34 protein-coding genes are annotated in these 23506 nt (G+C 68.3%); 3 read left to right on the top strand and 31 right to left on the bottom strand.

Annotated elements, in window-relative coordinates; all coding sequences use genetic code 11:
- Window positions 1-85 precede the first annotated feature (85 nt).
- The 3 genes from LHA35_RS05695 to LHA35_RS05685 all read left to right on the top strand — a co-directional run bounded on the left by LHA35_RS05695 (window position 86) and on the right by LHA35_RS05685 (window position 2280).
- On the top strand, window positions 86-775 hold the full coding sequence (locus LHA35_RS05695) for a methyltransferase domain-containing protein (RefSeq protein WP_226605643.1): 690 nt from the start codon (window positions 86-88) through the stop codon (window positions 773-775).
- A 69-nt stretch (window positions 776-844) separates the two neighbouring features.
- The gene (gene tsaE / locus LHA35_RS05690; protein WP_226605638.1) at window positions 845-1306 is read left to right on the top strand and encodes a tRNA (adenosine(37)-N6)-threonylcarbamoyltransferase complex ATPase subunit type 1 TsaE; all 462 of its coding nucleotides are present in this window, start codon (window positions 845-847) and stop codon (window positions 1304-1306) included.
- Complete coding sequence (locus tag LHA35_RS05685) at window positions 1303-2280, top strand: aminoglycoside phosphotransferase family protein (protein WP_226605635.1); 978 nt, start codon at window positions 1303-1305, stop codon at window positions 2278-2280. The genes tsaE and LHA35_RS05685 overlap by 4 nt, the downstream gene beginning before the upstream one ends.
- Window positions 2281-2444: 164 nt before the next feature.
- On the opposite strand, the gene rplQ is transcribed toward LHA35_RS05685, so the two are convergent.
- From rplQ to rpoC, 31 genes are all read right to left on the bottom strand, one after another.
- The gene (gene rplQ, locus LHA35_RS05680) at window positions 2445-2870 is read right to left on the bottom strand and encodes a 50S ribosomal protein L17 (protein WP_226605632.1); all 426 of its coding nucleotides are present in this window, start codon (window positions 2868-2870) and stop codon (window positions 2445-2447) included.
- Window positions 2871-2939: 69 nt separating this feature from the next.
- Window positions 2940-3962, bottom strand: a complete 1023-nt coding sequence (locus LHA35_RS05675; protein ID WP_226605628.1) for a DNA-directed RNA polymerase subunit alpha — start codon at window positions 3960-3962, stop codon at window positions 2940-2942.
- A 34-nt stretch (window positions 3963-3996) separates the two neighbouring features.
- Window positions 3997-4398, bottom strand: a complete 402-nt coding sequence (gene rpsK, locus LHA35_RS05670; protein ID WP_111470088.1) for a 30S ribosomal protein S11 — start codon at window positions 4396-4398, stop codon at window positions 3997-3999.
- Window position 4399: 1 nt separating this feature from the next.
- Complete coding sequence (gene rpsM, locus LHA35_RS05665; RefSeq protein ID WP_226605625.1) at window positions 4400-4777, bottom strand: 30S ribosomal protein S13; 378 nt, start codon at window positions 4775-4777, stop codon at window positions 4400-4402.
- 182 nt (window positions 4778-4959) lie between these two features.
- Window positions 4960-5622 carry an adenylate kinase gene (locus LHA35_RS05660; RefSeq protein WP_226605623.1) on the bottom strand — a complete coding sequence of 221 codons (663 nt, stop codon included), beginning with the start codon at window positions 5620-5622 and terminating at the stop codon, window positions 4960-4962.
- Window positions 5623-5700: 78 nt separating this feature from the next.
- The gene (secY, locus tag LHA35_RS05655; protein WP_226605620.1) at window positions 5701-7059 is read right to left on the bottom strand and encodes a preprotein translocase subunit SecY; all 1359 of its coding nucleotides are present in this window, start codon (window positions 7057-7059) and stop codon (window positions 5701-5703) included.
- A gap of 174 nt (window positions 7060-7233) precedes the next feature.
- Complete coding sequence (gene rplO, locus LHA35_RS05650) at window positions 7234-7725, bottom strand: 50S ribosomal protein L15 (protein ID WP_226605617.1); 492 nt, start codon at window positions 7723-7725, stop codon at window positions 7234-7236.
- An 86-nt stretch (window positions 7726-7811) separates the two neighbouring features.
- On the bottom strand, window positions 7812-8000 hold the full coding sequence (gene rpmD, locus LHA35_RS05645) for a 50S ribosomal protein L30 (RefSeq protein ID WP_226605614.1): 189 nt from the start codon (window positions 7998-8000) through the stop codon (window positions 7812-7814).
- Complete coding sequence (rpsE, locus tag LHA35_RS05640) at window positions 7993-8631, bottom strand: 30S ribosomal protein S5 (RefSeq protein WP_226605611.1); 639 nt, start codon at window positions 8629-8631, stop codon at window positions 7993-7995. The genes rpmD and rpsE overlap by 8 nt, the downstream gene beginning before the upstream one ends.
- A gap of 12 nt (window positions 8632-8643) precedes the next feature.
- The gene (gene rplR / locus LHA35_RS05635; RefSeq protein ID WP_226605609.1) at window positions 8644-9006 is read right to left on the bottom strand and encodes a 50S ribosomal protein L18; all 363 of its coding nucleotides are present in this window, start codon (window positions 9004-9006) and stop codon (window positions 8644-8646) included.
- Window positions 9006-9539: a 50S ribosomal protein L6 gene (gene rplF, locus LHA35_RS05630; RefSeq protein ID WP_226605606.1), complete on the bottom strand. Its 534-nt coding sequence runs from the start codon at window positions 9537-9539 to the stop codon at window positions 9006-9008. The genes rplR and rplF overlap by 1 nt, the downstream gene beginning before the upstream one ends.
- 14 nt (window positions 9540-9553) lie before the next feature.
- The gene (rpsH, locus tag LHA35_RS05625; RefSeq protein ID WP_132288366.1) at window positions 9554-9952 is read right to left on the bottom strand and encodes a 30S ribosomal protein S8; all 399 of its coding nucleotides are present in this window, start codon (window positions 9950-9952) and stop codon (window positions 9554-9556) included.
- Between the two features lie 12 nt (window positions 9953-9964).
- Complete coding sequence (gene rpsN, locus LHA35_RS05620) at window positions 9965-10270, bottom strand: 30S ribosomal protein S14 (protein ID WP_226605604.1); 306 nt, start codon at window positions 10268-10270, stop codon at window positions 9965-9967.
- Window positions 10271-10326: 56 nt separating this feature from the next.
- Window positions 10327-10992 carry a 50S ribosomal protein L5 gene (rplE, locus tag LHA35_RS05615; protein ID WP_226605602.1) on the bottom strand — a complete coding sequence of 222 codons (666 nt, stop codon included), beginning with the start codon at window positions 10990-10992 and terminating at the stop codon, window positions 10327-10329.
- A complete protein-coding gene (rplX, locus tag LHA35_RS05610) occupies window positions 10989-11309 on the bottom strand; it encodes a 50S ribosomal protein L24 (protein ID WP_226605598.1) in 321 nt (106 codons plus the stop codon). Before rplX ends, rplE begins: the two co-directional genes overlap by 4 nt.
- Window positions 11310-11313: 4 nt before the next feature.
- Complete coding sequence (gene rplN, locus LHA35_RS05605; RefSeq protein ID WP_043364848.1) at window positions 11314-11682, bottom strand: 50S ribosomal protein L14; 369 nt, start codon at window positions 11680-11682, stop codon at window positions 11314-11316.
- Window positions 11679-11951, bottom strand: coding sequence for a 30S ribosomal protein S17 (gene rpsQ, locus LHA35_RS05600; RefSeq protein ID WP_226605595.1), 273 nt, complete (start codon window positions 11949-11951; stop codon window positions 11679-11681). Before rpsQ ends, rplN begins: the two co-directional genes overlap by 4 nt.
- A gap of 16 nt (window positions 11952-11967) precedes the next feature.
- Window positions 11968-12183 carry a 50S ribosomal protein L29 gene (gene rpmC, locus LHA35_RS05595; RefSeq protein ID WP_226605591.1) on the bottom strand — a complete coding sequence of 72 codons (216 nt, stop codon included), beginning with the start codon at window positions 12181-12183 and terminating at the stop codon, window positions 11968-11970.
- A gap of 4 nt (window positions 12184-12187) precedes the next feature.
- Window positions 12188-12607 carry a 50S ribosomal protein L16 gene (gene rplP / locus LHA35_RS05590; protein WP_226605588.1) on the bottom strand — a complete coding sequence of 140 codons (420 nt, stop codon included), beginning with the start codon at window positions 12605-12607 and terminating at the stop codon, window positions 12188-12190.
- 13 nt (window positions 12608-12620) lie between these two features.
- Window positions 12621-13298 carry a 30S ribosomal protein S3 gene (gene rpsC, locus LHA35_RS05585; RefSeq protein ID WP_226605586.1) on the bottom strand — a complete coding sequence of 226 codons (678 nt, stop codon included), beginning with the start codon at window positions 13296-13298 and terminating at the stop codon, window positions 12621-12623.
- Window position 13299: 1 nt separating this feature from the next.
- A complete protein-coding gene (gene rplV / locus LHA35_RS05580) occupies window positions 13300-13701 on the bottom strand; it encodes a 50S ribosomal protein L22 (RefSeq protein ID WP_226605583.1) in 402 nt (133 codons plus the stop codon).
- Window positions 13702-13705: 4 nt separating this feature from the next.
- Window positions 13706-13984: a 30S ribosomal protein S19 gene (rpsS, locus tag LHA35_RS05575; protein ID WP_226605581.1), complete on the bottom strand. Its 279-nt coding sequence runs from the start codon at window positions 13982-13984 to the stop codon at window positions 13706-13708.
- Between the two features lie 5 nt (window positions 13985-13989).
- The gene (gene rplB / locus LHA35_RS05570; RefSeq protein ID WP_226605579.1) at window positions 13990-14826 is read right to left on the bottom strand and encodes a 50S ribosomal protein L2; all 837 of its coding nucleotides are present in this window, start codon (window positions 14824-14826) and stop codon (window positions 13990-13992) included.
- A 4-nt stretch (window positions 14827-14830) separates the two neighbouring features.
- The gene (locus tag LHA35_RS05565; protein ID WP_226605577.1) at window positions 14831-15154 is read right to left on the bottom strand and encodes a 50S ribosomal protein L23; all 324 of its coding nucleotides are present in this window, start codon (window positions 15152-15154) and stop codon (window positions 14831-14833) included.
- Window positions 15151-15771, bottom strand: coding sequence for a 50S ribosomal protein L4 (gene rplD / locus LHA35_RS05560; protein WP_226605574.1), 621 nt, complete (start codon window positions 15769-15771; stop codon window positions 15151-15153). The genes LHA35_RS05565 and rplD overlap by 4 nt, the downstream gene beginning before the upstream one ends.
- Before the next feature lie 12 nt (window positions 15772-15783).
- Window positions 15784-16470 carry a 50S ribosomal protein L3 gene (gene rplC, locus LHA35_RS05555; protein WP_226605571.1) on the bottom strand — a complete coding sequence of 229 codons (687 nt, stop codon included), beginning with the start codon at window positions 16468-16470 and terminating at the stop codon, window positions 15784-15786.
- 22 nt (window positions 16471-16492) lie between these two features.
- A complete protein-coding gene (gene rpsJ / locus LHA35_RS05550; protein ID WP_007004401.1) occupies window positions 16493-16801 on the bottom strand; it encodes a 30S ribosomal protein S10 in 309 nt (102 codons plus the stop codon).
- A gap of 30 nt (window positions 16802-16831) precedes the next feature.
- A complete protein-coding gene (tuf, locus tag LHA35_RS05545; RefSeq protein ID WP_226605569.1) occupies window positions 16832-18019 on the bottom strand; it encodes an elongation factor Tu in 1188 nt (395 codons plus the stop codon).
- 27 nt (window positions 18020-18046) lie between these two features.
- Window positions 18047-18523 carry a 30S ribosomal protein S7 gene (gene rpsG, locus LHA35_RS05540; RefSeq protein WP_226605568.1) on the bottom strand — a complete coding sequence of 159 codons (477 nt, stop codon included), beginning with the start codon at window positions 18521-18523 and terminating at the stop codon, window positions 18047-18049.
- Between the two features lie 12 nt (window positions 18524-18535).
- Window positions 18536-18907: a 30S ribosomal protein S12 gene (rpsL, locus tag LHA35_RS05535; protein WP_111472698.1), complete on the bottom strand. Its 372-nt coding sequence runs from the start codon at window positions 18905-18907 to the stop codon at window positions 18536-18538.
- 315 nt (window positions 18908-19222) lie between these two features.
- Window positions 19223-23464: a DNA-directed RNA polymerase subunit beta' gene (rpoC, locus tag LHA35_RS05530; RefSeq protein WP_226605566.1), complete on the bottom strand. Its 4242-nt coding sequence runs from the start codon at window positions 23462-23464 to the stop codon at window positions 19223-19225.
- Window positions 23465-23506 lie beyond the last annotated feature (42 nt).

The following is a 23506-nucleotide window of genomic DNA, read 5'->3' as shown; positions in this document are numbered from 1 at the left end:
AGCCCCCCTCCCCCGGCCTTGCCAGTCCGCGCCGGAATGGCGATGAGGAGGAACCAACCCCCAACCGCACCGGGCCGCCGAACGCATGATCCTGAACGCGAATCTGCCGCGCCTGATCGAGATCGCCCGCGGCGCGGGGCGCGTGCTGGATGTCGGCGGCTGGTACCGCCCGCTGCGGCTGGCGACCCATGCCATGGACCTGCAACCCCATGCGACCCGCCGCCTGGAGGAGGCCCTCGACCCCGGCGAGCCCGAGCGCGTCACCGCGGAGACCTGGACCGTCCACGACGCCTGCCTCGCGCCCTGGCCCTACCCGGACAAATACTTCGATTTCGTCTTCTGCAGCCATCTGCTGGAGGATGTGCGGGATCCCCTCCTGGTCTGCCGGGAGATGTCGCGGGTGGCCAAGGCCGGCTATGTCGAGACGCCGTCGCGGCTGCGGGAGATCTACTGCAAGCAGCGCGGCTTCCGGCTGCGCCGGGCCTTCGGCGGCATGCCCGAGATCGGCTTCCACCACCATCGCTGGTTCGTCGAGCCAGGCTGGCTTGGCCCGGAGGGCGGCGCGCGGCTGCTCTTCACCGCCAAGACCGCGGCCCTCTATCTCGACCCGGCGATGTACCTGACCCGCGCCGAGGTCGGGCGCAAGCTGACCGAGGCGGAAAGCGGCCTCGGCCTGTTCTGGGAGGGCGGCATCGAGGCGGAGGAGCGCTTCGTCGATCTCCCCGAGGACTACCGGGCCTTCAAGCGCCTCGCCCTGGCGGGGCTTCGCCGGTGACCCTTCTGCCTGCTTGATGCGCCGCGGCCGAGCCGGCAGAAAGGCGGGCCCGTTTCCACAGGGGTGGCGATGGAAGGCCCGATCAGCGTGACCCTGTCCGACCTCGCCGCCACCGGGCGCCTCGCCGCCCGGCTCGCGCCGCTGCTGCGCCCGGGCGATGCGCTGCTGCTGGAGGGACCGCTGGGCGCGGGCAAGAGCGCCTTCGCCCGTGCCCTGCTGCGGGCGCTGGCCGGCGATCCGGGGCTCGAGGTCCCCTCCCCCAGCTTCACCCTGGTGCAGAGCTACGAGTTGCCGGGCGGGCTGGAGGCGCATCATTTCGATCTCTACCGCCTCTCCGGTCCCGCCGACCTGGCGGAGCTCGGCTGGGAGGAAGCCCGGCAGGGCCTGGTGATCGTCGAATGGCCGGAACGGCTGGGCGACCAGCGACCAGCGGAGGCGCTGGTGGTGCGGATGGCCTATGGCGCGGCAGAGGAGGAGCGCATCGCCACCTTCTCCGGCTGGCCGGACCGGCTGAAGGAGCTGGATTCTTGAGATACCCCGAGCCTTTCCTCGCCGCCCATGGCTATGGCGGCGCCGAGCGCCGGCCGCTTGCCGCCGATGCCAGCTTCCGCCGCTATGTCCGGCTGGTCGGCGGCCCACGCCCGGCGCTGCTGATGGACGCGCCGCCGCCCGAGGATGTGCGGCCCTTCCGCGACCTTGCCCGGCACCTGCTGGCCGCCGGCCTCTCGGTGCCGGAGATCATGGCTGAGGATGCCGAGGCGGGGTTCCTCCTCATCGAGGATTTCGGCGAGGCGACGCATGCGGCGCTGCTGGATGCCGGCGCCGATCCGGTCCCTCTCTATACCGAGGCGGCCGAGGCGCTGGCCACGCTGCATGCCGCCCCGCCGCCGCCCGGCCTGCCGGCCTGGGATGCCGCCGCCATGTCCCGCGCGACGGCGGCCACCTTCCTCGACTGGTGGTGGCCCGCCGCCTTCGGCGAGACGCCCGCCGAGACCGTGCGGCGGGAGCTGGACGAGGCCATTCACGCCATGCTGGCCCCCTTCGCCGGCGCGCAGGGCTTCGTCCACCGCGACTACTTCCCCGCCAACCTGATGCGGCTGGAGGAGCGCGACGGCCCACGCCGCACCGGCATCCTGGACTTCCAGGACGGCGCGCTGGGCCACCCGGCCTATGACGTGATCTCGCTGGTCGAGGATGCGCGGCGGGACGTGGCGCCGGCGACGCGACGGGCGGCGCTGGCCACCTATCTCAGCGCCCGTCCCGGCCTCGACCGCGGCGCCTTCCTCGGCGCCATGGCGGCCTGCGGGGCGCAGCGGCACCTGCGGGTCGCCGCACTCTGGGTGAGGCTGGACCGGCGGGACGGCAAGCCGCACTACCTGCAGCACGGCCCGCGCTGCTGGGCCCTGCTGGACCGCTCCCTGTCACAACCGGCCTGCGCGCCGCTGCGCGAGTTCCTCGACCGACATGTGCCGCAGGAGATGCGCCGGAACCCGCCGCCGGGGTAGCGCAGGCCGCAGCCGGGCGTGCAAGCCCGGCGGATTCCGTTCCAAACCCAACCCGCCGGAGAGCAAGCGCCGCCCATGCCGGTTGGCCACCGGGAGGCGGAGATGCGAAAGGGGCGGCAGGTTGCCCCGCCGCCCCTTCAGAACCCGTCGTCAGGCCTGGCGGCTTACGCCGCGTCCTGCTCGGCCTCCGCCACCTCGGGCTTCGGGCCGCTGTCCTGGCCCTTCGCGGCCGGGTCGCGGTCCACCAGCTCGATCACCGCCATGGAGGCGGCGTCGCCGTAGCGGATGCCGGCCTTCAGCACGCGGGTATAGCCGCCGTTGCGGGCCTTGTAGCGCTCGGCGATGGTGGTGAAGAGCTTGTCCACCACCTTCTCGTCCATGATCTGCGCATAGGCCTGGCGGCGCGCATGCAGGCCGCCGCGCTTGCCGAGCGTGATGATGCGCTCGACATAGGGGCGCAGCTCCTTCGCCTTCGGCAGGGTGGTGGTGATCTGCTCGTGCTTCAGCAGGCTGGTCGCCATGTTGCGGAACATGGCGATCCGGTGGGTGGAGGTGACGCCGAGCTTACGGCCGGCCATACCGTGACGCATTGTTCTAACTTCCCAGGTTGCCGGCGCAGCGGCTCACTCAGCAGTGGACAAGAAGCCGGGAACGGCCGTTCAGAACGGCTCTTCCAGCTTCTTGGCCAGATCCTCGATATTCTCCGGCGGCCAGCCCGTGACGGTCATGCCCAGGCCGAGGCCCATGGAGGAGAGGACCTCCTTGATCTCGTTCAGCGACTTGCGGCCGAAATTCGGGGTCCGGAGCATCTCCTGCTCCGTCTTCTGCACCAGGTCGCCGATATAGACGATGTTGTCGTTCTTCAGGCAGTTCGCCGAGCGGACCGACAGCTCCAGCTCATCGACCTTGCGGAGCAGGTTGCGGTTGAAGGGCAGGTCGTCCCGCTCTTCCTCCACCTTGCGCTCGCGCGGCTCGTCGAAGTTGATGAAGAGCTGCAGCTGGTCCTGCAGGATGCGGGCGGCCAGCGCCACCGCGTCCTCCGGTGCCACCGTGCCGTCGGTCTCGACGTTCAGGACGAGCTTGTCGTAGTCCGTCACCTGACCGACGCGGGTCGGCTCCACGCGGTAGGCCACGCGGCGCACCGGGGAGTAGATCGCATCCACCGGGATCAGGCCGATCGGCGCATCCTCGGGGCGGTTCTGGGCGGCCGGGACATAGCCCTTGCCGGTGTTGACTGTCAGCTCCATGGACAGCTTGGCGCCGTCATCAAGCGTGCAGATCACCAGGTCGGGGTTCGAGATCTCGATATCCCCGGTGGTCTGGATCTGGCCGGCCGTCACCTCGCCCGGGCCGTTCGCGGTGAGCTGGAGGCGCTTCGGCCCCTCGCCCTGCATCCGGATGGCAAGCTGCTTCACGTTGAGGACGAGGTCGGTCACGTCCTCCCGCACGCCTTGGATGCTGCTGAACTCATGCAGCACGCCGTCGATGCGGAGCGCGGTCACGGCCGCGCCCTGCAGCGAGGACAGCAGCACGCGGCGCAGCGCATTGCCGAGCGTCATGCCAAAGCCGCGCTCCAGCGGCTCGGCCACGATGGTCGCAACGCGGTCCGGGTCCGACCCAACCTCGACGCCCAGCTTCTCCGGGCGAATCAGCGACCGCCAATTCCTCTCGATCACGAGCATCTCCTTGCGGCACCTTCCCCCGAAACGGCGCGTCTCAGACGCGCCGGCGCTTGCGGGGGCGGCAGCCGTTATGCGGGATCGGCGTCACGTCACGGATCGCCGTGACATAGAAGCCGACCGCCTGCAGCGCGCGCAGCGCCGACTCGCGCCCCGAACCCGGGCCGCTCACCATGATTTCCAGCTGCTCCATCCCGTGCTCGCGCGCCTTGCGCCCGGCATCCTCGGCGGCGACCTGCGCCGCATAGGGGGTGGACTTCCGGCTGCCCTTGAAGCCCTGGCTGCCGGAGGAGGACCAGGCGATCGCGTTGCCCTGGGCGTCCGTGATCGTGACGATGGTGTTGTTGAAGGAGGCCAGCACATGCGCCACGCCGGTGGCGATGTTCTTGCGCTCCTTCTTGCGCGGAGCGCGGGAGCCGCCGCGGGGTTCGCGAGCCATCTTACTTCGTCACCTTCTTCTTGCCGGCGATCGGCACGGCCTTGCCCTTGCGGGTCCGGGCATTTGTATGGGTGCGCTGGCCGCGGACCGGCAGGCCCTTGCGGTGACGGAGGCCACGGTAGCAGGCCATGTCCATCAGGCGCTTGATGTTCATCGCCACTTCGCGGCGAAGATCACCCTCGACCCGGTATTCGCGGTCGATCAGCTCACGGATCTTGAGGATTTCCTCATCCGTCAGCTGGTTGACCCGACGCTCCTCGGGGATGCCGAGCGCATGGCAGATATCGAGCGCGTTCTTCGGCCCGATGCCATAAATATAGCGCAGCGAAATCGGCACGCGCTTGTTCGTGGGAATGTTGACACCGGCGATGCGCGCCACTGCTCAGCTCCTGGAGCCTGTCGCTCCTGCTCGACACCGGCCGGACCGGGGCCACCCTGGCCCCTGCGCCCTGCCGGCGAGGTGATCTTCGTTAAACTTACGAACGGCTAAGCGCGGCCGTGGCGGCCCAGAGGCCACCCAGTCCGCGGGAGGCGCGGACTATAGTCGACGCCCCCCTGCCGTCAACCCTTTTGCGGCAGAGGTCCGAGGATGCCCTCGATCTGCCGCGCAACCTCGTCCATCTCGGCCATGCCGTCCACCACCCGCAGGATGCCCTTGGAGGCATAATAGGGCAGCAACGGCGCGGTCTGGCGGTGATAGGCCTCCAGCCGCGAGGCGACCGTCGTGGCGTTGTCATCCGCCCGGCGGGTGAACTCCGTCCCCCCGCAGACATCGCAGACCCCGGCCTGCTTCGGCTGCTTGAAGCTGTCGTGGTAGCCCTCCCCGCACTTCGCGCAGGTGAAACGGCCGGAAATCCGCTCGACCAGCGCCGCGTCGTCCACCTGCAGCTCGATGACATGGTGGAGCGGCATGGCCTTCTCCTTCAGGACCACGTCCAGCGCCTCGGCCTGCGGGACCGTGCGGGGAAAGCCGTCCAGGATGAAGCCCTGCGCCAGATCGGGCGCCGAGACGCGCGCGGCCAGCATGGCGATGATGATGGCATCCGGGACGAGTTCGCCCCGCTCCATGATCGCCTTGGCCTGCAGGCCGATCTCGCTGCCGGACTTCACCTCGGCCCGCAGCATGTCACCGGTCGAGATCTGCCTGAGGCCGTATCGGTCCTCCAGGCGTTTCGCCTGGGTGCCTTTGCCGGCCCCAGGCGGGCCAAGCAGGATCAGGTTCATACCCGTCATCCCCCATCCGTTCCGCGGCCGCCCGGGCGCCCGCGCCTAGTCACGTCCGGAGCGCCGCCCAGCGCCCGGTCAACGCCCGCGCGGCGCCCCGCGGCCGCCCAGCCTGGCCTTCCGGATCAGGCCTTCGTACTGGTGGGCGAAGAGATGCGACTGGACCTGCGCCACCGTGTCCATGGTGACAGAGACGATGATGAGCAGGGAAGTGCCGCCGAAGTAGAAAGGCACGCCATAGTTGCTGATCAGCAGTTCCGGCAGGATGCAGACCAGGCTGAGATAAAGCGCGCCCACCGCGGTCAGCCGGGTGAGCACCCGGTCGAAATAATCCGCGGTGTTCTGGCCGGGGCGGATGCCCGGCACGAAGCCGCCATACTTCTTCAGGTTGTCCGCCGTCTCCACCGGGTTGAACACCACGGCGGTGTAGAAGAAGGCGAAGAAGATGATCAGCGCCGTATAGAGCGCCATGTAGAGCGGCTGCCCGTGTGCGAGCGCATTGGCGATGGTCTGTAGCCAGCCCTCCGACGTCGGGTCCGTGCTGAAGCCCGCGACCGTGGCCGGCAGCAGCAGCAGGGAGGAGGCGAAGATCGGCGGGATCACGCCGGCAGTGTTCAGCTTGAGCGGCAGATGCGTCGATTCGCCGCCGAACATGCGGTTGCCGACCTGGCGCTTCGGGTACTGCACCGGGATCCGGCGCTGCGCCCGCTCGACGAAGACGACCAGGGCGACGACCGCGAGCGCCGCGACCAGGAAGAAGATGATGAAGAAGGTCGAGAGCGCGCCGGTCCGGCCGAGTTCCAGGGTGGAAACCAGGGCGGAGGGCAGGTTGGCCACGATGCCGGCGAAGATGATGAGCGAGATGCCGTTGCCGACGCCGCGGGCGGTGATCTGCTCGCCCAGCCACATCAGGAACATGGTCCCGCCGACCAGCGTGATGACGCAGGAGATGCGGAAGAACCAGCCGGGGTCGAGCACCGCCGAGCCGAAGCTGCCCCGCATGCTCTCAAGCCCGATGGCGATGCCCCAGGCCTGGAAGATGGCGATCAGGACCGTGAGGTAGCGGGTGTACTGGTTGAGCTTCTTCCGCCCCGCCTCGCCTTCCTTCTTCAGGGCCTCGAGCGTCGGGACGGCGGCCGTCATCAGCTGGATGATGATGCTGGCCGAGATGTAGGGCATGATGTTCAGCGCGAACACCGTCATGCGCCCGAGCGCACCACCGGTGAACATGTCGAACATGCCGAGGATGCCGCCCCCGTGCTGGGCCAGGATCTCGCCCATCACGGCGGCATCCACGCCCGGCACCGGCACATAGGTGCCGAACCGGTAGACGATCAGCGCGCCCAGCGTGAACCAGATGCGCTTCTTGAGCTCGGTGGCCTTGGAGAGGACACCGAGATTCAGATTGGCCGCGAGCTGTTCGGCGGCGGAGGCCATGGGATTGCAAACCCTCCACACGACCGCGGCGCCGACAACCGGGGGAGGCTCCCCCGGCCGTGGCGCCGCAGCCACGATACCTTGTCTAGCCTGCGATCGGCCCCGAGGGGAACACCCGGACCGCCGCGCGCAGGCTCAATCCGACCGAGCCGCCACCCTGCCGGGCGGCAGGCATCAGCCCTCCGCGGCGGCCTCGGCCGGGGCGTTCAGCAGCGTGACGGACCCGCCCGCCGCCTGCACCGCCGCGACGGCGGCAGCGGAGGCGCCGGAGACGGTGATGGTCACCGCCCGGGTGATCTCGCCATGCGCCAGCAGGCGGATGCCCGCCAGCTTGGCGCCGGTGCGGACCACGCCTGACTCGCGCAGTTTCGCCTCGTCGATCGGCTCGCCGGCCGGCAGCCGACCGGCCTCGATCGCCTTGTCGAGCGCGCCGAGATTGAGCGGGGCGTATTCCTTGCGGAACGGGTTGACGAAGCCGCGCTTCGGGAGCCGCCGGTAGATCGGGAGCTGACCGCCCTCGAACCCGTTCAGCGACACGCCTTCGCGGGCCTTCTGGCCCTTCACGCCCTTGCCGGAGGTCTTGCCCTTGCCCGAGCCGATGCCGCGGCCGAGCCGCTTCGACTTGTAGCGCGCGCCCGGATTGTCGCGCAGTTCGTTGAGCTTCATTGCCTTAGCCCTCGTGCGTCGCCGGCCGATTCACGCCTCCGGGCCGCCCGGGATGACGGGCAGCCCTCCGGCGATCGGACGGCGGCTCAGCCTTCCACCTTCACCAGGTGGGCGACCTTGCGGATCATGCCGCGGACGGAGGGGGTGTCCTCCAGCTCCCGCGAGCGGTGCATCTTGTTGAGGCCGAGGCCGATCAGCGTCTCGCGCTGACCGGGCTTGCGGCCGATGGGCGACCCGATCTGGGTCACCTTCACGGTCTTCTTCGTTTCAGACATTCGGGGCCTCCGCCGCCGAGGTCTCGGCCGGCGCCTGGTCCTTGCGCGGGCCGAGCAGGTCGGAGACCTTCTTGCCGCGCCGGGAAGCGACCGCCCGCGGGCTGGTCGAGCGCGTGAGCGCCGCGAAGGTCGCCTTGATCATGTTGTGCGGGTTGGTCGAGCCGGTGCACTTGGCGACCACGTCGCCCATGCCCAGCGTCTCGAACACCGCGCGCATCGGGCCGCCGGCGATGATGCCCGTGCCGGCCGGGGCCGAGCGCAGGATCACGCGGCCAGCGCCGAACTCGCCGATCACGTCGTGGTGCAGCGTCCGGCCTTCCCGCATCGGCACGCGGATCATGGTCCGCTTCGCCTGCTCGGTCGCCTTGCGGATCGCCTCCGGCACCTCGCGGGCCTTGCCCGCGCCCCAGCCGACCCGGCCCTTCTGGTCGCCAACGACGACCAGGGCCGCGAAGCTGAAGCGACGACCACCCTTCACCACCTTGGCAACGCGGTTGATGGTGACGAGCTTGTCCTTCAGCTCGTCGCCTTCCTGCCGCTCCTGCCGGTTGTCGCGGTCCCGGTCCCGGCCACGGCCGCGGCGACGATCGCCGCCCTCGCCGCCGCCACCGCCCCTCGGTTCACGTGCCATATTCTGCGATCCTCAGAACGACAGCCCGCCCTCGCGGGCGGCGTCGGCCAGGGCCTTGACCCGGCCATGGTAAAGGTAGGGCCCACGGTCGAAGACGACCGCGGTGACACCGGCGGCCAGCGCCCGCTCGGCCACGCGCTTGCCGACGACCACGGCGGCATCCTTGTCCGCCCCGGTCTTCAGGCTGTCGCGCAGCTCCTTCTCGAGCGTCGAGGCGGCAGCCAGGGTGCGGCCCTGCGCGTCGTCGATCACCTGCGCATAGATGTGCTTGCCCGAACGGAAGACCGAGAGGCGGGGACGCCCGCCCGACTTGATCTTCAGCTGGTAGCGCAGCCGCGAACGGCGGCGCTGCTGCAATGCGAGCTTGTCGGCCATTACTTCTTCTTACCCTCCTTCCGGAGGATCTGCTCGTCGGTGTAACGGACACCCTTGCCCTTGTAGGGCTCGGGGCCGCGATAGGCCCGGATCTCGGCGGCCACCTGGCCCACCCGCTGCTTGTCCGCCCCGCTCACCTTCACGGCGGTCGGGCGCTCGCAGACGATGGTGATCCCGGCCGGGATCGGATAGCGCACCTCGTGGCTGAAGCCGAGCGACAGGACCAGGTCCTTGCCCTGCACCGCAGCACGGTAGCCGGTGCCGGTGATCTCCATCGACTTGGTGAAGCCGGTGGAGACGCCCGTGACCATGCCGTTGATCAGGCTGCGGGTGGTGCCCCACATGGTGCGGGAACGGCGGTCGTCGCGGCGCGGCTTCACCGCCACCTCGCCCGCCCCGATCTCCACATCGACCTCATCGGTCAGGTCGAGCTTCAGCTCGCCATTCTTGCCCTTGGCCACCACGGTACGGCCCTGCAGCGCCACCTGGACGCCGGCCGGGACCGGAACGGGATACTTGCCAACGCGCGACATCGCCTGTCCCTCCCTCAGAACACGCGGCAGAGGACCTCGCCGCCGACATTGGCAGCGCGGGCCTCGTTGTCGCTCATCACGCCGCGGGGCGTGGACAGGATGGAGATGCCGAGGCCGTTGTAGAACTTCGGCAGCTCCTTGATCTTCGAGTAGACGCGCCGGCCGGGCTTGGAGACGCGGGTGATCTCCTTGATGGCGGGCTCGCCCTCGGAATACTTGAGCTCGATCTCGATGTTGCGGACGCCGGGGCGCAGCTCCTCGACGCGCCAGGCGCGGATGTAGCCCTCGCGCTTCAGCACATCCAGGACATCGGTCCGCAGCCGGCTGGCCGGGGCGACGCAACGCGTCTGCCGGGCCCGCTGGGCATTGCGGATGCGGGTGAGCATATCCCCGAGAGGATCGGACAGCGACATGGCCTGCCCTCCTTACCAGCTCGCCTTGGTCAGACCGGGGATCTGGCCATTATTGGCCAGGTCCCGCAGCATGTTCCGGCTGAGCTTGAACTTGCGGTAATTGCCGCGCGGGCGGCCGGTCAGCTCGCAACGCAGGCGCACGCGAACCTTGGCGCCGTTGCGGGGCAGCTGGGCGAGCTTCAGGGTCGCATCGAACCGCTCCTCCACCGGGAGGGTGCGGTCCATGATGATCCCCTTCAGCGTGGCACGCTTCGAAGCATGCGTCGCGGCGAGCTGCGCGCGACGCTTGTTCTTCTCGACTGCCGAAGTCTTGGCCATGCGGTTCTATCCTCCGGAACCTGCTCCCGCGGCGCGCCGCGGGCGGTCTTCCAAGATCAGTTCTGGAAAGGAAGCTGGAACGCCTTCAGCAGCGCCTTCGCTTCCTTGTCGGTCTTCGCCGTGGTGACGAACTGGATGTCCATCCCGCGCACCGTGTCGACCCGGTCGTAGTTGATCTCCGGGAACACGATCTGCTCCTTCAGGCCCATGGCGTAGTTGCCCCGGCCATCGAAGCCCCGGTTGCCCGGGATGCCGCGGAAGTCCCGGACGCGCGGCAGGGCGATGGTCACCAGCCGGTCCAGGAACTCGTACATCCGCGCCTTGCGCAGCGTCACCTTGCAGCCGATGGCCTGGCCCTCGCGGATCTTGAAGCCCGCGATCGCCTTCTTCGCCTTGGTCCGCACCGGCTTCTGGCCGGCAATCGCCGTCAGGTCCGCGACCGCCGCGTCGAGCTTCTTCTGGTCGCCCGCCGCCTCGCCCACGCCCATGTTGATGACGATCTTCTCCAGCTTCGGCACTTCCATGGGGTTCTTGTAGCCGAACTCCTGGATGAGCTGCTGCCGGACGACCTCGCTGTAGTGGACCGAAAGGCGCGGCTTCTCGGCCGGCGAAGCGGCAGCCTTGCCGGCCTTGGCCGCAACCGCCTGCACGCGGCCCTCGCCGCCCTCAGACTTCTTCGGGGCCTCGGCCTTGCCGCCGGCCTTCTTCTTCGAATCGCTCATGCGTCAAGCACCTCGCCCGAGGGCTTCGCCACGCGCACCTTCTTCCCGTCCTCGAGCAGCCTGAACCCCACGCGGGTCGGCTTGTCGGACTTCGGGTCGATCAGCGCCAGGTTGGACAAGTGGATCGGCGCCTCCTTCTCCTGGATGCCGCCGGGCTGGTTCATCCCCTGCGGCTTCCGGTGGCGCTTCACCATGTTCACGCCCTGCACCAGGGCGCGGTTCTCGGTCGGGTTCACGGCGATGACCTCGCCGCGCTTGCCCTTGTCGCGCCCGGTCAGGACCTGGACCCGGTCGCCCTTCTTGATCTTCGCGGCCATGGCCTTACAGGACCTCCGGCGCCAGCGAGATGATCTTCATGTACTTCCGCGCCCGCAGCTCACGCACCACCGGACCGAAGATGCGGGTGCCGATCGGCTCGCCCTGCTTGTTGATCAGCACCGCGGCGTTGTTGTCGAAGCGGATCGCCGTGCCGTCGATGCGCCGCACCGGATAGGCGGTGCGGACGATGACGGCGCGATGCACCTCGCCCTTCTTCACCTTGGCGCGCGGGATCGCCTCCTTCACGGAGACGACGATCACGTCACCCACGGATGCGGTCTTCCGCTTGGAGCCGCCCAGCACCTTGATGCACTGGACGCGGCGCGCGCCGGAGTTGTCCGCGACGTCGAGGTTCGCTTCAACGCCGATCATGCCGACACCGCCTCAGCCGCGGCCGCCAGGGGCTGGCCGTTGCGCTCCACCACCGTCCAGGCCTTGCGCTTGCTGATCGGCGCGCATTCCTCGATCTGCACCACATCGCCTTCCTTGCACAGGTTGGCTTCGTCGTGCGCGGCGTACTTCTTGGAACGCCGGATGAACTTCTTGTAGAGCGGATGCATCACGCGACGCTCGACAAGAACGGTGACCGTCTTGTCCATCTTGTCGCTGACCACCCGGCCCGTGAGGACTCGCTTCGGCATAGCCGCCGGTCTCCCCTTAAGCCTTGGATTGCTGGGCTGCCGAGCGGCGACGCTCGGACAGGACGAATTTGATACGCGCAATGTCGCGCCGCACCACCCGCACCCGGCCGGTCGCCTCAAGCTGGCCGGTCGCGCGCTGGAAGCGCAGGTTGAACTGCTCCTTGCGGAGGTCGAGGAGCTGCGCCTGCAGCTCATCCACCGTCTTCGCGCGGATATCCGCGATCTTGGTCATAATTTCAAGCCTCCGCGCCGAGGCGCTGCACGATCTTGGTCTTGATCGGCAGCTTCGCCGCGCCGAGCGCCAGCGCCTCGCGCGCCGTGTCGTTGGACACGCCGTCGATTTCGAACATGATGCGGCCCGGCTTGATCCGCGCCACCCAGTATTCGGGCGAGCCCTTGCCGGAGCCCATCCGGACCTCGGCCGGCTTGGTCGAGACCGGAACGTCCGGGAAGATGCGGATCCAGACGCGGCCCTGCCGCTTCATGGCGCGGGTGATCGCGCGGCGAGCCGCCTCGATCTGCCGGGCGGTCACCCGCTCCGGCTCCAGCGCCTTCAGCCCGTAGCCGCCGAAGGAGAGAGTGAATCCGCCCTTGGCGATGCCATGGATGCGGCCCTTGTGGGCCTTGCGGAATTTCGTGCGCTTGGGTTGCAGCATCTCACATCATCCCTCAGCGCTGCGGCGCCTGCTCGGCAGCGAGGCGGTCCTGCGCCATCGGGTCATGCGCCAGGATCTCGCCCTTGAAGATCCAGACCTTCACGCCACAGGTGCCGTAGGTGGTCTTCGCGGTCGCCGTGCCGTAGTCGATATCCGCGCGCAGCGTGTGCAGCGGCACGCGCCCCTCGCGGTACCATTCCATCCGGGCGATCTCGGCGCCGCCCAGGCGGCCGCCGCAGTTGATCCGGATGCCGCCCGCGCCGAGGCGCATGGCGCTCTGCACCGCGCGCTTCATGGCGCGGCGGAACGCCACCCGGCGCTCCAGCTGCTGGGCGATGTTCTCGGCCACCAGCGTCGCGTCGATCTCGGGCTTGCGGATCTCGACGATGTTCAGCGAGACCTCGGCCCCGGCGAGCTTCGCCAGGTCCTTGCGCAGCACCTCGATGTCGGCGCCCTTCTTGCCGATGACGACGCCAGGCCGCGCGGCGTGGATCGTCACGCGCGGCTTCTTCGCCGGGCGCTCGATCACCACGCGGCTGACACCGGCGCCCTTCAGGCGGGTGCGCAGCTTGTCGCGGAGCTTGATGTCCTCATGCAGCAGCTTCGAATAGTCCGCATCGGCGAACCAGCGGCTGTCCCAGGTCCGGTTGATGCCCAGACGGAAGCCGATCGGATTGACTTTGTGACCCATGTTACGCGGCCTCCTGCTGGGCCGGAGCGGTCGCCTGCTGCTCGGCCACGACGATCGTCAGGTGGCTGAACCACTTCTCGACGCGGGCGGCGCGGCCGCGGCCGCGGGCGTGGAAGCGCTTCATCACCTGGGACCGGCCGACCTCGACGCGGGCCACCACGAGCTGGTCGACGTCCAGCTGGTGGTTGTTCTCCGCGTTGGCGATCGCGCTCTCCAACGTCTTCTTCACGGTCTGCGCGATGCGGCGCTTGCTGAAGGTCAGCGTCGCGATCGCATCCTGCGCGCGGCGGCCACGGATCAGGCCCGCGGCCAGGCTCAGCTTGCGCGGGGAGACGCGGATGTTCCGCGTCACCGCCTGCGCCTCGGTCTCGGCGAGCGAGCGCTCGTGCTTCGGCTTGCTCATCGGATCAGCCCCGCTTCGCCTTCTTGTCCGAGGAATGCCCGGAGAAGGTGCGCGTCGGCGAGAACTCGCCGAACTTGTGGCCGACCATGTTCTCCGAGACCTGCACCGGGATGAACTTCTTCCCGTTGTAGACCCCGAAGGTCAGGCCGACGAACTGCGGCAGGATCGTGCTGCGGCGCGACCAGATCTTGATGATCTCGTTGCGCGTCGAAGCGCGGGCGGCCTCCGCCTTGTTGAGCAGGTAGCCGTCGACGAACGGCCCCTTCCATACGCTGCGCGGCATCGCGATCAGCCCTTCGTCGCGTGGCGGCGCCGGACGATGAGCCGGTCGGTCCGCTTGTTGTTGCGCGTCTTCGCACCCTTGGTCGGCTTGCCCCACGGCGTGACCGGGTGACGGCCACCGCTGGTCCGGCCCTCGCCACCGCCATGCGGATGGTCGACCGGGTTCATGACGACGCCGCGGTTGTGCGGGCGGCGGCCCAGCCAGCGCGAGCGACCGGCCTTGCCGATCTGCTGGTTGCTGTTGTCCGGGTTGGACACCGCGCCGATGGTCGCCATGCACTCGGCGCGCACCGTGCGGAGCTCACCGGACATCAGCTTGATCTGCGCATAGCCGGCGTCCTTGCCGACCAGCTGGACATAGGTGCCCGCGGAGCGCGCGATCTTGCCGCCCGCGCCCGGCTTCATCTCCACATTGTGGATGATGGTGCCGACCGGGATGGCGGCCATGGGCATGGCATTGCCCGGCTTGATGTCCGCGCGCTCACCGGCCACCACCGTGTCGCCGGCCTTCAGCCGCTGCGGCGCGATGATATAGGCCAGCTCGCCATCCTGGTACTTCAGCAGGGCGATCCAGGCGGTGCGGTTCGGGTCATACTCCAGCCGCTCGACCGTAGCGGGCACGCCGAACTTGGCGCGACGCTTGAAGTCGACGATGCGGTAGGTCTGCTTGTGTCCGCCGCCGCGGAACCGGACCGTGGTGCGGCCATGGTTGTTGCGGCCGCCCGAGGAATGCTTGCCCTCGGTCAGCTGCTTGACCGGCGAGCCCTTCCAGAGCTCGTCGCGCTTCACCAGGATGGTGCCGCGCAGGCTCGGGGTGACCGGGTTGAAATTCTTCAGCGCCATGGCGTCACGCGAGTCCCGTCGTGAGGTCGATGCTCTGGCCCTCGGCCAGCTTCACCATCGCCTTCTTCCAGTCCGAACGCTGGCCGGGCCGGCCCTTGAAGCGCTTGGTCTTGCCCTTCACCACCAGGGTGTTGACCGCCAGCACCTTCACGCCGAACAGGCCCTCGACCGCGGCCTTGATCTCGGGCTTCTTCGCCTCGAGCGGCACGCGGAAGACCACCTGGTTCTGCTCGGAAAGGGCAGTCGCCTTCTCCGTCACCAGCGGCGCCAGGATGGTCTGATACATCCGCTCCTTCGAGAGAAGCGGCTTCGCGGCGGCCTCGCTCATGCCAGGCGCTCCTTCAGGGCCTCAACGCCGGCGCGCGTCACCGCGAGCACGTCGTGCTTGAGGATGTCGTAGACATTGGCGCCGATGGTCGGCAGCACCTGCACATTCGGCAGGTTGCGGACGACGCGGCCGAACTTCTCATCGACCTGCGCATCGACCACCAGCGCGCTCTTCCAGCCGAGCGCCTTGATCTGCCTGGCGACCGCGCCGGTCTTCGGCGTCTCGCCGGCCGAGGCCGTGTCGAGCACCACCAGCTTGCCCTCGGCGGCCTTCTGGCTGAGGGCGGAGATCAGGCCGAGGCGCCGGACCTTCTTGTTCAGCGAATAGCCATGGTCGCGCACGACCGGGCCGTGCACGACGCCGCCGGTGCGGAACTGCGGCGCGCGCAGCGAGCCCTGGCGGGCATTGCCGGTGCCCTTCTGGCGATAGGGCTTCTTGGTCGTGCCGGAGACCTCGCCCATGCCCTTGACCTTGTGCGTGCCGGCACGGCGCTTCGCAAGCTGCCAATGCACGACGCGCGCCATGATGTCGGGGCGAGGCGAAGCGGCGAACAGCGCCTCCGGCAGCTCGATCTCGCCTGCCGAGCCGTTATCCAGCGTGATGACCGGAACCTGCATCGTTCTCTATCCTCAGGCCAGACCGGCGGGGAACGGCGCATCGGCGTGGCGCGCGCGCTTCACCGCGTCCCGCACCAGCACATAGCCGCCCTTGGAGCCCGGAATGGCCCCCTTGATCAGCAGCAGGCCCTTCTCGAGGTCATGCCCGGCCACTTCCAGATTCTGGGTGGTGACGCGCTCGACGCCGAGATGGCCAGCCATCTTCTTGTTCTTGAAGGTCTTGCCCGGGTCCTGGCGGTTGCCCGTGGAGCCGTGCGAGCGGTGGCTGATGGAGACGCCGTGCGAGGCCTCGAGGCCCGCGAAGTTCCAGCGCTTCATCGCGCCGGCGAAGCCCTTGCCCTTGGTGATGCCGGTGACATCCACCTTCTGGCCCTTGGCGAAATGCGCCGCGGTCAGCTTCGCGCCCGGGTCGACCGCCGCATCGGCACCGACGCGGAACTCGACGACCTTCATCGGCGCCTCGACGCCGGCCTTGGCGAAGTGGCCGCGGTTCGCGCGGGTCACGTTCTTGGGCTTGGCCTTGCCGATGCCGAGCTGGAGGGCATCGTAGCCATCCTTCTCGGCATTGCGGCGGGCGATCACGCGCACCTCGTCCAGATGCAGGACGGTAACGGGCACCGTGCTGCCATCGTCATTGAACAGCCGGGTCATGCCCAGCTTCCTGGCGATCAGGCCGGTGCGGCCGGTCTTGGCGGCCATGGCTAGTAACTCCCCCAGCCGCTCAGAGCTTGATCTCGACGTCCACACCCGCGGCCAGGTCGAGCTTCATCAGCGCGTCCACGGTCTGCGGGGTGGGGTCGACGATGTCCAGCAGGCGGCGATGCGTGCGGATCTCGAACTGCTCGCGCGACTTCTTATCGACGTGCGGCGAGCGGTTGACGGTGAAACGCTCGATCTCCGTCGGCAGCGGGATGGGCCCGCGCACCCGTGCGCCGGTCCGCTTCGCGGTGTTGACGATCTCCCGCGTGCTGCCATCCAGCACGCGGTGATCGAACGCCTTGAGGCGGATGCGAATATTCTGGCTGTCCATGGGAGACGGACCCAACCTTACGTTCGATGCTTACTTCACGATGGAGGCGACGACGCCGGCGCCGACGGTGCGGCCGCCCTCGCGGATGGCGAAGCGCAGGCCCTGGTCCATGGCGATCGGCGCGATCAGCTCGACATCCATCGTCACGTTGTCGCCCGGCATCACCATCTCGACGCCTTCCGGCAGCTTCACGATCCCGGTCACGTCGGTGGTCCGGAAGTAGAACTGCGGCCGGTAGTTGGTGAAGAACGGCGTGTGCCGGCCGCCCTCTTCCTTGGTCAGGATGTAGGCCTCGGCCTTGAAGCCGGTATGCGGCGTGATCGAGCCGGGCTTGGCCAGCACCTGGCCGCGCTCCACGTCCTCGCGCTTGGTGCCGCGCAGCAGCGCGCCGATGTTGTCGCCCGCCTCGCCGCTGTCGAGCAGCTTGCGGAACATCTCAACGCCGGTCACCGTGGTCTTCACCGTCGGCTTCAGGCCAACGATCTCGACCTCCTCGCCCACCTTGATGATGCCGCGCTCAACCCGGCCCGTCACCACCGTGCCGCGGCCGGAGATCGAGAACACGTCCTCGATCGGCATCAGGAAGGGCAGGTCCTTCGGACGCTCCGGCTGCGGGATGTAGGCGTCCACCGCCTCCATCAGCTGCAGGATCGCCTGCTCGCCGATCTCGGGCGTCTTGTCCTCGAGCGCCGCCACCGCCGAGCCGCGGATGATCGGGATGTCGTCCCCCGGGAACTGGTAGGAGGAGAGCAGCTCGCGCACCTCCATCTCCACCAGTTCGACCAGATCCGGATCCGCCAGGTCCATCTTGTTCAGGAACACCACCAGCGCCGGAACGCCAACCTGCCGCGCCAGCAGGATGTGCTCGCGCGTCTGCGGCATCGGGCCGTCGGCCGCCGAAACCACCAGGATCGCGCCGTCCATCTGCGCCGCGCCGGTGATCATGTTCTTCACGTAGTCGGCATGGCCCGGGCAGTCCACATGCGCGTAGTGCCGGTTCGCCGTCTCGTACTCCACATGCGCGGTCGAGATCGTGATACCGCGCGCCTTCTCCTCAGGCGCCTTGTCAATCTGGTCATAGGCCGTGAAGGTCGCGCCGCCGGCCTTCGCCAGAACCTTGGTGATCGCCGCCGTCAGCGACGTCTTCCCATGGTCCACGTGACCGATCGTCCCGATGTTGCAGTGCGGCTTCGTCCGCTCAAACTTCGCCTTCGCCATCGTCGTCGTTCCTCGATCGGGTCCGGATTACCAGCGGTAGTGGCTGAAGGCCTTGTTCGCCTCCGCCATCCGGTGCGTGTCCTCGCGCTTCTTCACAGCCGTGCCGCGGTTGTTCGCCGCGTCCATCAGCTCCGCAGAAAGGCGCTCTTCCATCGTGTTCTCGCCGCGCTTGCGCGAGGCCTCGATCAGCCAGCGGATCGCCAGGGCCTGGCGACGCTCCGGACGGACCTCGACCGGCACCTGGTAGGTCGCGCCGCCGACGCGGCGGCTGCGGACCTCGACGGCCGGCTTCACGTTGTCCATGGCCTCATGGAACAGCCGCAGCGGGTCGCCGTTCGGGCCGACGCGCCGCTTCAGCGTATCCATGGCGGCATAGACGATCCGCTCCGCGGTGCTCTTCTTGCCGTCGTACATGAGCACGTTCATGAACCGGCTGAGCACCAGATCGCCGAACTTCGGGTCCGGCAGGACTTCGCGCTTCTGCGCGCTATGGCGGCGAGACATCCGTGCCTCTCCTTACTTCGGCCGCTTCGCGCCGTACAGCGACCGGCGCTGACGACGCTTCGCAATGCCCTGGGTGTCCAGCACGCCGCGCAGGATGTGGTAGCGCACGCCCGGAAGGTCCTTCACGCGCCCGCCACGGATCAGCACCACCGAGTGCTCCTGCAGGTTGTGGCCCTCGCCGGGGATGTAGCTCACCACCTCGTAGCCATTGGTCAGGCGGACCTTGGCGACCTTACGAAGCGCCGAGTTCGGCTTCTTCGGCGTGGTCGTATAGACGCGCGTGCAGACGCCGCGCTTCTGAGGGCAGGCCTGCAGCGCGGGGACCTTGTTCCGCTTCGCGTTCGGCTCGCGCCCCTGGGCGATGAGCTGGTTGATGGTCGGCATGACGCCCCTTCAGAATCCCGTCCGTCCGTCCCGCGGCCGCGAAAAGCCAACATGCCCGCGGGGAGAGAAGATGCTCCCCCGCAGGCGCCCTGACCTGCCCTCGACCTGAAGCAGCCCCAAACTGGAGGCCGCGGTGCCGAACGCGCAGCGTTGTGGACCAAACACCTGGCAGCCTGTGCGCCAATGCGCTCAGCCGTGCCAAGGGGCCGCTACCTACGCGCCCCCCCGCCGAGAGTCAAGCGATCGGGGCCGCCAACATGAAAAAGGCCGGGCTCCTTGCGGAACCCGGCCCATTTCCGTGGCGAGATAAGCGATCTACTCCGCCGCCTGGCGTCCCGCCGGCTCCGGCAGGGCCGGGGCGGAGGGCAGGCGCGTGCGGTCGCGCTGCGCCGCCAGGGCCCGCAGGCGGTTCATGACGGAGCCCGTGCCCGCCGGGATCAACCGCCCGACGATGACGTTCTCCTTCAGGCCGGCCAGCGTATCGACCTTGCCGGCCGTCGCCGCCTCGGTCAGCACCCGCGTCGTCTCCTGGAAGGAGGCGGCGCTGATGAAGCTGGTGGTCTGCAGCGAGGCCTTGGTGATGCCCTGCAGCACCGGCTCGGCCCGCGCGGGCCGCTCCTTCGCCGCCAGCCGCTTCTCGTTCTCGATGTCGAACTCGATGCGGTCCACCTGCTCGCCGATCAGGAAGGTGGTGTCGCCCGGGTCCAGGATCTCCACCTTCTGCAGCATCTGCCGGACGATGACCTCGATATGCTTGTCGTTGATCTTCACGCCCTGAAGTCGATAGACATCCTGGATTTCATTTACCAGGTAGTTCGCCAGCGCCTCGACGCCCAGGACGCGCAGGATGTCATGCGGCACGCGGGGGCCGTCGACCAGCGGATCGCCAGCCTTCACATAGTCGCCCTCCTGCACCGAGACGTGCTTGCCCTTCGGCACCAGGTACTCGCGCGGCACCGGCGGCTCGTCGCCCACCTGGTCGGGCACGACCAGGATGCGGCGCTTCGCCTTGTAGTCCTTGCCGAACTCCACGCGGCCGTCGATGTCAGAGATGATCGCGTGGTCCTTCGGCCGCCGTGCCTCGAAGAGCTCCGCGACACGCGGCAGACCACCGGTGATGTCGCGGGTCTTCGAGCTCTCGCGCGGCAGGCGCGCCAGCACGTCGCCGGCCTTCACCGTGCCGCCGTTCTCCACGTTGAGAACCGAGGCCGGCTGCAGGAAGTACTGCTGGGTCTGGCCATCCTCCGAACGCAGCAGCAGCCGCGGACGCAGGTTGGCGTTCTTCGCCTTGTCCACCGGCTCGCGCACCACCTTGGAGGACAGGCCCGTCACCGGGTCGGTTTCCTCGTAGAGCGTGACGCCTTCGATCAGGTCGGCGAATTCCAGCGTACCCGCTCGCTCGGTGATGATCGGCAGGGTGAAGGGGTCCCACTCCGCCAGCTTCTGGCCGCGCGTGACCGCCGCCCCCTCCTCGGTCAGCAGCCGGGCGCCGTAGGGCACGCGGTAGCGCGCGCGCTCCCGCCCCTGGGCGTCGCTCAGGATGATCTCGCAGTTGCGGCTCATCACCACCGGCGCGCCAGCGCTGTTCGCCACCACGTTGCGGTTGGCGATCTTCACCGTGCCATCGGAGGTCGCCTCGACCGCCGACTGCTCGGCGCCCCGCTGCGCCGCACCGCCGATATGGAAGGTGCGCATCGTCAGCTGCGTGCCCGGCTCGCCGATGGACTGCGCCGCGATGACACCGACCGCCTCGCCGACATTCACCGGCGTGCCACGCGCGAGGTCGCGGCCGTAGCAATGGCCGCAGACGCCCGTGCGCGCATCGCAGGTGAGAACGGAGCGGATATAGACCTCCTCCACCCCCGCCTTCTCGATGCGCTCGGCATCCGGCTCCTCGATCAGCGTGTTCCGCGCGAGCAGCACCTCGCCCGTGACCGGGTCGGTCACGTCACGCTGCGCCGTGCGGCCGAGGATCCGCTCGGAGAGCGAGGAGATCACCTCGCCGCCATCCATCACGGCGCGCACCGTGATGCCGCGCTCCGTGCCGCAGTCGTTCTCGACGATGATGCAGTCCTGCGCCACGTCGACCAGACGCCGCGTCAGATAGCCCGAATTCGCCGTCTTCAGCGCCGTGTCGGCCAGGCCCTTGCGGGCGCCGTGAGTCGAGTTGAAGTACTCGAGGACGGTCAGGCCTTCCTTGAAGCAGTTGATGATCGGCTGCTCGATGATCTCGCCGCTCGGCTTGGCCATCAGGCCGCGCATGCCGGCCAGCTGGCGCATCTGCGCGGGCGAGCCGCGGGCGCCGGAATGGGACATCATCCACACCGAATTGGTGGGCTTGCCCGCCTCCTGCTTCGAGATCTCCTTCATCATCGCCTGGGCGACTTCCTCGGTGCAGCGCGACCAGGCGTCGACCACCTTGTTGTAGCGCTCACCGGCCGTGATCAGGCCGTCGAGATACTGCTGCTCGAACTCCTTCACCTCGGCCTTGGTCTTGGCGATCATCTCCGGCTTGCTGTCCGGGATGACCATGTCGTCCTTGCCGAAGGAGATGCCGGCCTTCGCCGCCTGGCGGAAGCCGAGTCCCATCAGCCGGTCGGCGAAGATCACGCTCTCCTTCTGGCCGCAATGCCGATAGACCGCATCGATGACGTCGGAGATCGACTTCTTCGTCAGCTGGCGGTTGACCAGGCTGTAGGGCGTGCGCGGGTCGACCGGCAGCAGGGCGCCCATCATCAGGCGGCCGGCCGTGGTCAGCACCGTCTGCATCGCCTTGTCGCCGGGCTCCCGGGGTGCCGGCACGCGGACATGGATTGCCGTGTGCAGGTTGATGGCGCCGGCGGCCAGCGCCTGCTCCACCTCACCCAGGCCACGATAGACATGCGGGCGGAAGCTGAGCGCCTCCAGCTCCTCGGCCGTCAGGTCCTTGCCGCCCTTGGCATCGGCGCCGGCGATCAGCGCCTTCACCTCCTCCACCCGCTTGGCGGCCGCGACGAATTCCGGCGTCTCCAGCGACAGGTAGTAGAGGCCGAGCACGATGTCCTGGCTCGGCACGATGATCGGCTTGCCGTTCGCCGGGCTCAGGATGTTGTTCGTCGACATCATGAGCACGCGCGCTTCCAGCTGCGCCTCAAGCGACAGCGGGACGTGCACGGCCATTTGGTCGCCGTCGAAGTCGGCGTTGAAGGCGGTGCAGACCAGCGGGTGCAGCTGGATCGCCTTGCCCTCGACCAGCACCGGCTCGAAGGCCTGGATGCCCAGGCGGTGCAGGGTCGGCGCGCGGTTCAGCAGGACCGGGTGCTCGCGGATCACCTCCTCGAGGATGTCCCAGACCTCCGGCCGCTCCTTCTCCACCATCCGCTTGGCGGCCTTGATGGTGGTGGCGTGGCCGTACTTCTCGAGCTTGGAGTAGATGAAGGGCTTGAACAGCTCGAGCGCCATCTTCTTCGGCAGCCCGCACTGGTGCAGCTTCATCTCCGGCCCGACCACGATGACCGAGCGGCCGGAATAGTCGACGCGCTTGCCGAGCAGGTTCTGCCGGAACCGGCCCTGCTTGCCCTTCAGCATGTCGGAGAGCGACTTCAGCGGCCGCTTGTTCGCGCCCGTGATGGCGCGGCCGCGGCGGCCGTTGTCGAACAGCGCGTCCACCGCCTCCTGCAGCATGCGCTTCTCGTTCCGGACGATGATGTCCGGGGCACGCAGCTCGATCAGGCGCTTCAGCCGGTTGTTCCGGTTGATCACGCGGCGATAGAGGTCATTCAGGTCGGAGGTCGCGAAGCGGCCACCGTCCAGCGGCACCAGCGGGCGCAGCTCGGGCGGGATCACCGGGATGACGCCCAGGATCATCCAGTCCGGACGCGCGCCGGACTCGGCGAAGGCCTCGATCAGCTTCAGGCGCTTGACCAGCTTCTTGCGCTTCGCCTCGGAGGTCGTCTCCTTCAGCTCGGCGCGCAGCCGGGTCGCTTCCTTGTCGCAGTCGATGCCGGTGAGCATGCCCTTCACCGCCTCGGCACCAATGCCGACGGAGAAGGCGTCCTCGCCGAACTCGTCCATCTTCGCCTGGTACTGGTCCTCGGTCAGCAGCTGGTGCAGCTTGAGGTCCGTCAGCCCCGGCTCCAGGACGACATAGGATTCGAAGTAGAGGACCTTCTCCAGCTCCTTCAGCGACATGTCGACCATCAGGCCGACGCGCGAGGGCAGCGACTTCATGAACCAGATATGCGCGACCGGTGACGCCAGCTCGATATGGCCCATGCGCTCGCGGCGCACCTTGGCCAGGGTCACCTCGACGCCGCACTTCTCGCAGATGATGCCGCGGAACTTCATCCGCTTGTACTTGCCGCAGAGGCACTCGTAGTCCTTGATCGGCCCGAAGATCCGGGCGCAGAACAGCCCGTCCCGCTCCGGCTTGAAGGTGCGGTAGTTGATGGTCTCGGGCTTCTTGATCTCGCCATAGGACCAGGAGCGGATCTGCTCCGGCGAGGCGATCGAGATCTTGATCTGGTCGAAGGTCACGGCCTGGCCGGTCTGGCCCAGGATCTTCATCAGCTCGTTCATGCGGCCTTCCTTGTGGTCCAGCCTGCCGCCCGTGGGACACCT

The organism is Roseicella aerolata, from assembly GCF_020523605.1.
GTDB classification, from domain to species: Bacteria; Pseudomonadota; Alphaproteobacteria; order Acetobacterales; family Acetobacteraceae; genus Paracraurococcus; species Paracraurococcus aerolatus.
This window is presented reverse-complemented; position numbering and strand designations above follow the sequence as displayed.

Coding starts and splice junctions, on each gene's coding strand:
- rpsE (WP_226605611.1), bottom strand. CDS start 8,631: ATGGCACGTGAACCGAGGGGCGGTGGCGGCGGCGAGGGCGGCGATCGT.
- rpsG (WP_226605568.1), bottom strand. CDS start 18,523: ATGTCTCGCCGCCATAGCGCGCAGAAGCGCGAAGTCCTGCCGGACCCG.
- rpsH (WP_132288366.1), bottom strand. CDS start 9,952: ATGTCGCTGTCCGATCCTCTCGGGGATATGCTCACCCGCATCCGCAAT.
- rpmC (WP_226605591.1), bottom strand. CDS start 12,183: ATGACCAAGATCGCGGATATCCGCGCGAAGACGGTGGATGAGCTGCAG.
- rplR (WP_226605609.1), bottom strand. CDS start 9,006: ATGGCCGACAAGCTCGCATTGCAGCAGCGCCGCCGTTCGCGGCTGCGC.
- rplQ (WP_226605632.1), bottom strand. CDS start 2,870: ATGCGTCACGGTATGGCCGGCCGTAAGCTCGGCGTCACCTCCACCCAC.
- rpsC (WP_226605586.1), bottom strand. CDS start 13,298: ATGGGTCACAAAGTCAATCCGATCGGCTTCCGTCTGGGCATCAACCGG.
- rplB (WP_226605579.1), bottom strand. CDS start 14,826: ATGGCGCTGAAGAATTTCAACCCGGTCACCCCGAGCCTGCGCGGCACC.
- rplE (WP_226605602.1), bottom strand. CDS start 10,992: ATGAGCGATTCGAAGAAGAAGGCCGGCGGCAAGGCCGAGGCCCCGAAG.
- rpmD (WP_226605614.1), bottom strand. CDS start 8,000: ATGTCTGAAACGAAGAAGACCGTGAAGGTGACCCAGATCGGGTCGCCC.
- rpsK (WP_111470088.1), bottom strand. CDS start 4,398: ATGGCTCGCGAACCCCGCGGCGGCTCCCGCGCTCCGCGCAAGAAGGAG.
- rpsN (WP_226605604.1), bottom strand. CDS start 10,270: ATGGCCAAGACTTCGGCAGTCGAGAAGAACAAGCGTCGCGCGCAGCTC.
- rplC (WP_226605571.1), bottom strand. CDS start 16,470: ATGGCCGCCAAGACCGGCCGCACCGGCCTGATCGCCAGGAAGCTGGGC.
- rplV (WP_226605583.1), bottom strand. CDS start 13,701: ATGAGCAAGCCGAAGCACGAGCGCTCGCTCGCCGAGACCGAGGCGCAG.
- rplN (WP_043364848.1), bottom strand. CDS start 11,682: ATGATCGGCGTTGAAGCGAACCTCGACGTCGCGGACAACTCCGGCGCG.
- tuf (WP_226605569.1), bottom strand. CDS start 18,019: ATGGCGAAGGCGAAGTTTGAGCGGACGAAGCCGCACTGCAACATCGGG.
- secY (WP_226605620.1), bottom strand. CDS start 7,059: ATGGCCTCCGCCGCCGAACAGCTCGCGGCCAATCTGAATCTCGGTGTC.
- tsaE (WP_226605638.1), top strand. CDS start 845: ATGGAAGGCCCGATCAGCGTGACCCTGTCCGACCTCGCCGCCACCGGG.
- rpsS (WP_226605581.1), bottom strand. CDS start 13,984: ATGCCGCGCAGCGTATGGAAGGGGCCGTTCGTCGACGGCTACCTGCTC.
- rplD (WP_226605574.1), bottom strand. CDS start 15,771: ATGCAGGTTCCGGTCATCACGCTGGATAACGGCTCGGCAGGCGAGATC.
- LHA35_RS05660 (WP_226605623.1), bottom strand. CDS start 5,622: ATGAACCTGATCCTGCTTGGCCCGCCTGGGGCCGGCAAAGGCACCCAG.
- rpsJ (WP_007004401.1), bottom strand. CDS start 16,801: ATGGACAGCCAGAATATTCGCATCCGCCTCAAGGCGTTCGATCACCGC.
- rpsL (WP_111472698.1), bottom strand. CDS start 18,907: ATGCCGACCATCAACCAGCTCATCGCCCAGGGGCGCGAGCCGAACGCG.
- rplO (WP_226605617.1), bottom strand. CDS start 7,725: ATGAAGCTCAACGAACTGCGCGACAATCCGGGCGCGCGCTACAAGTCG.
- rplF (WP_226605606.1), bottom strand. CDS start 9,539: ATGTCGCGCGTTGGCAAGTATCCCGTTCCGGTCCCGGCCGGCGTCCAG.
- rplX (WP_226605598.1), bottom strand. CDS start 11,309: ATGGCCGCGAAGATCAAGAAGGGCGACCGGGTCCAGGTCCTGACCGGG.
- LHA35_RS05675 (WP_226605628.1), bottom strand. CDS start 3,962: ATGCTCGTGATCGAGAGGAATTGGCGGTCGCTGATTCGCCCGGAGAAG.
- LHA35_RS05565 (WP_226605577.1), bottom strand. CDS start 15,154: ATGAGCGAGGCCGCCGCGAAGCCGCTTCTCTCGAAGGAGCGGATGTAT.
- rpsQ (WP_226605595.1), bottom strand. CDS start 11,951: ATGCCGAAGCGAGTCCTCACGGGCCGGGTGGTCAGCGACAAGATGGAC.
- rpoC (WP_226605566.1), bottom strand. CDS start 23,464: ATGAACGAGCTGATGAAGATCCTGGGCCAGACCGGCCAGGCCGTGACC.
- LHA35_RS05695 (WP_226605643.1), top strand. CDS start 86: ATGATCCTGAACGCGAATCTGCCGCGCCTGATCGAGATCGCCCGCGGC.
- rplP (WP_226605588.1), bottom strand. CDS start 12,607: ATGCTGCAACCCAAGCGCACGAAATTCCGCAAGGCCCACAAGGGCCGC.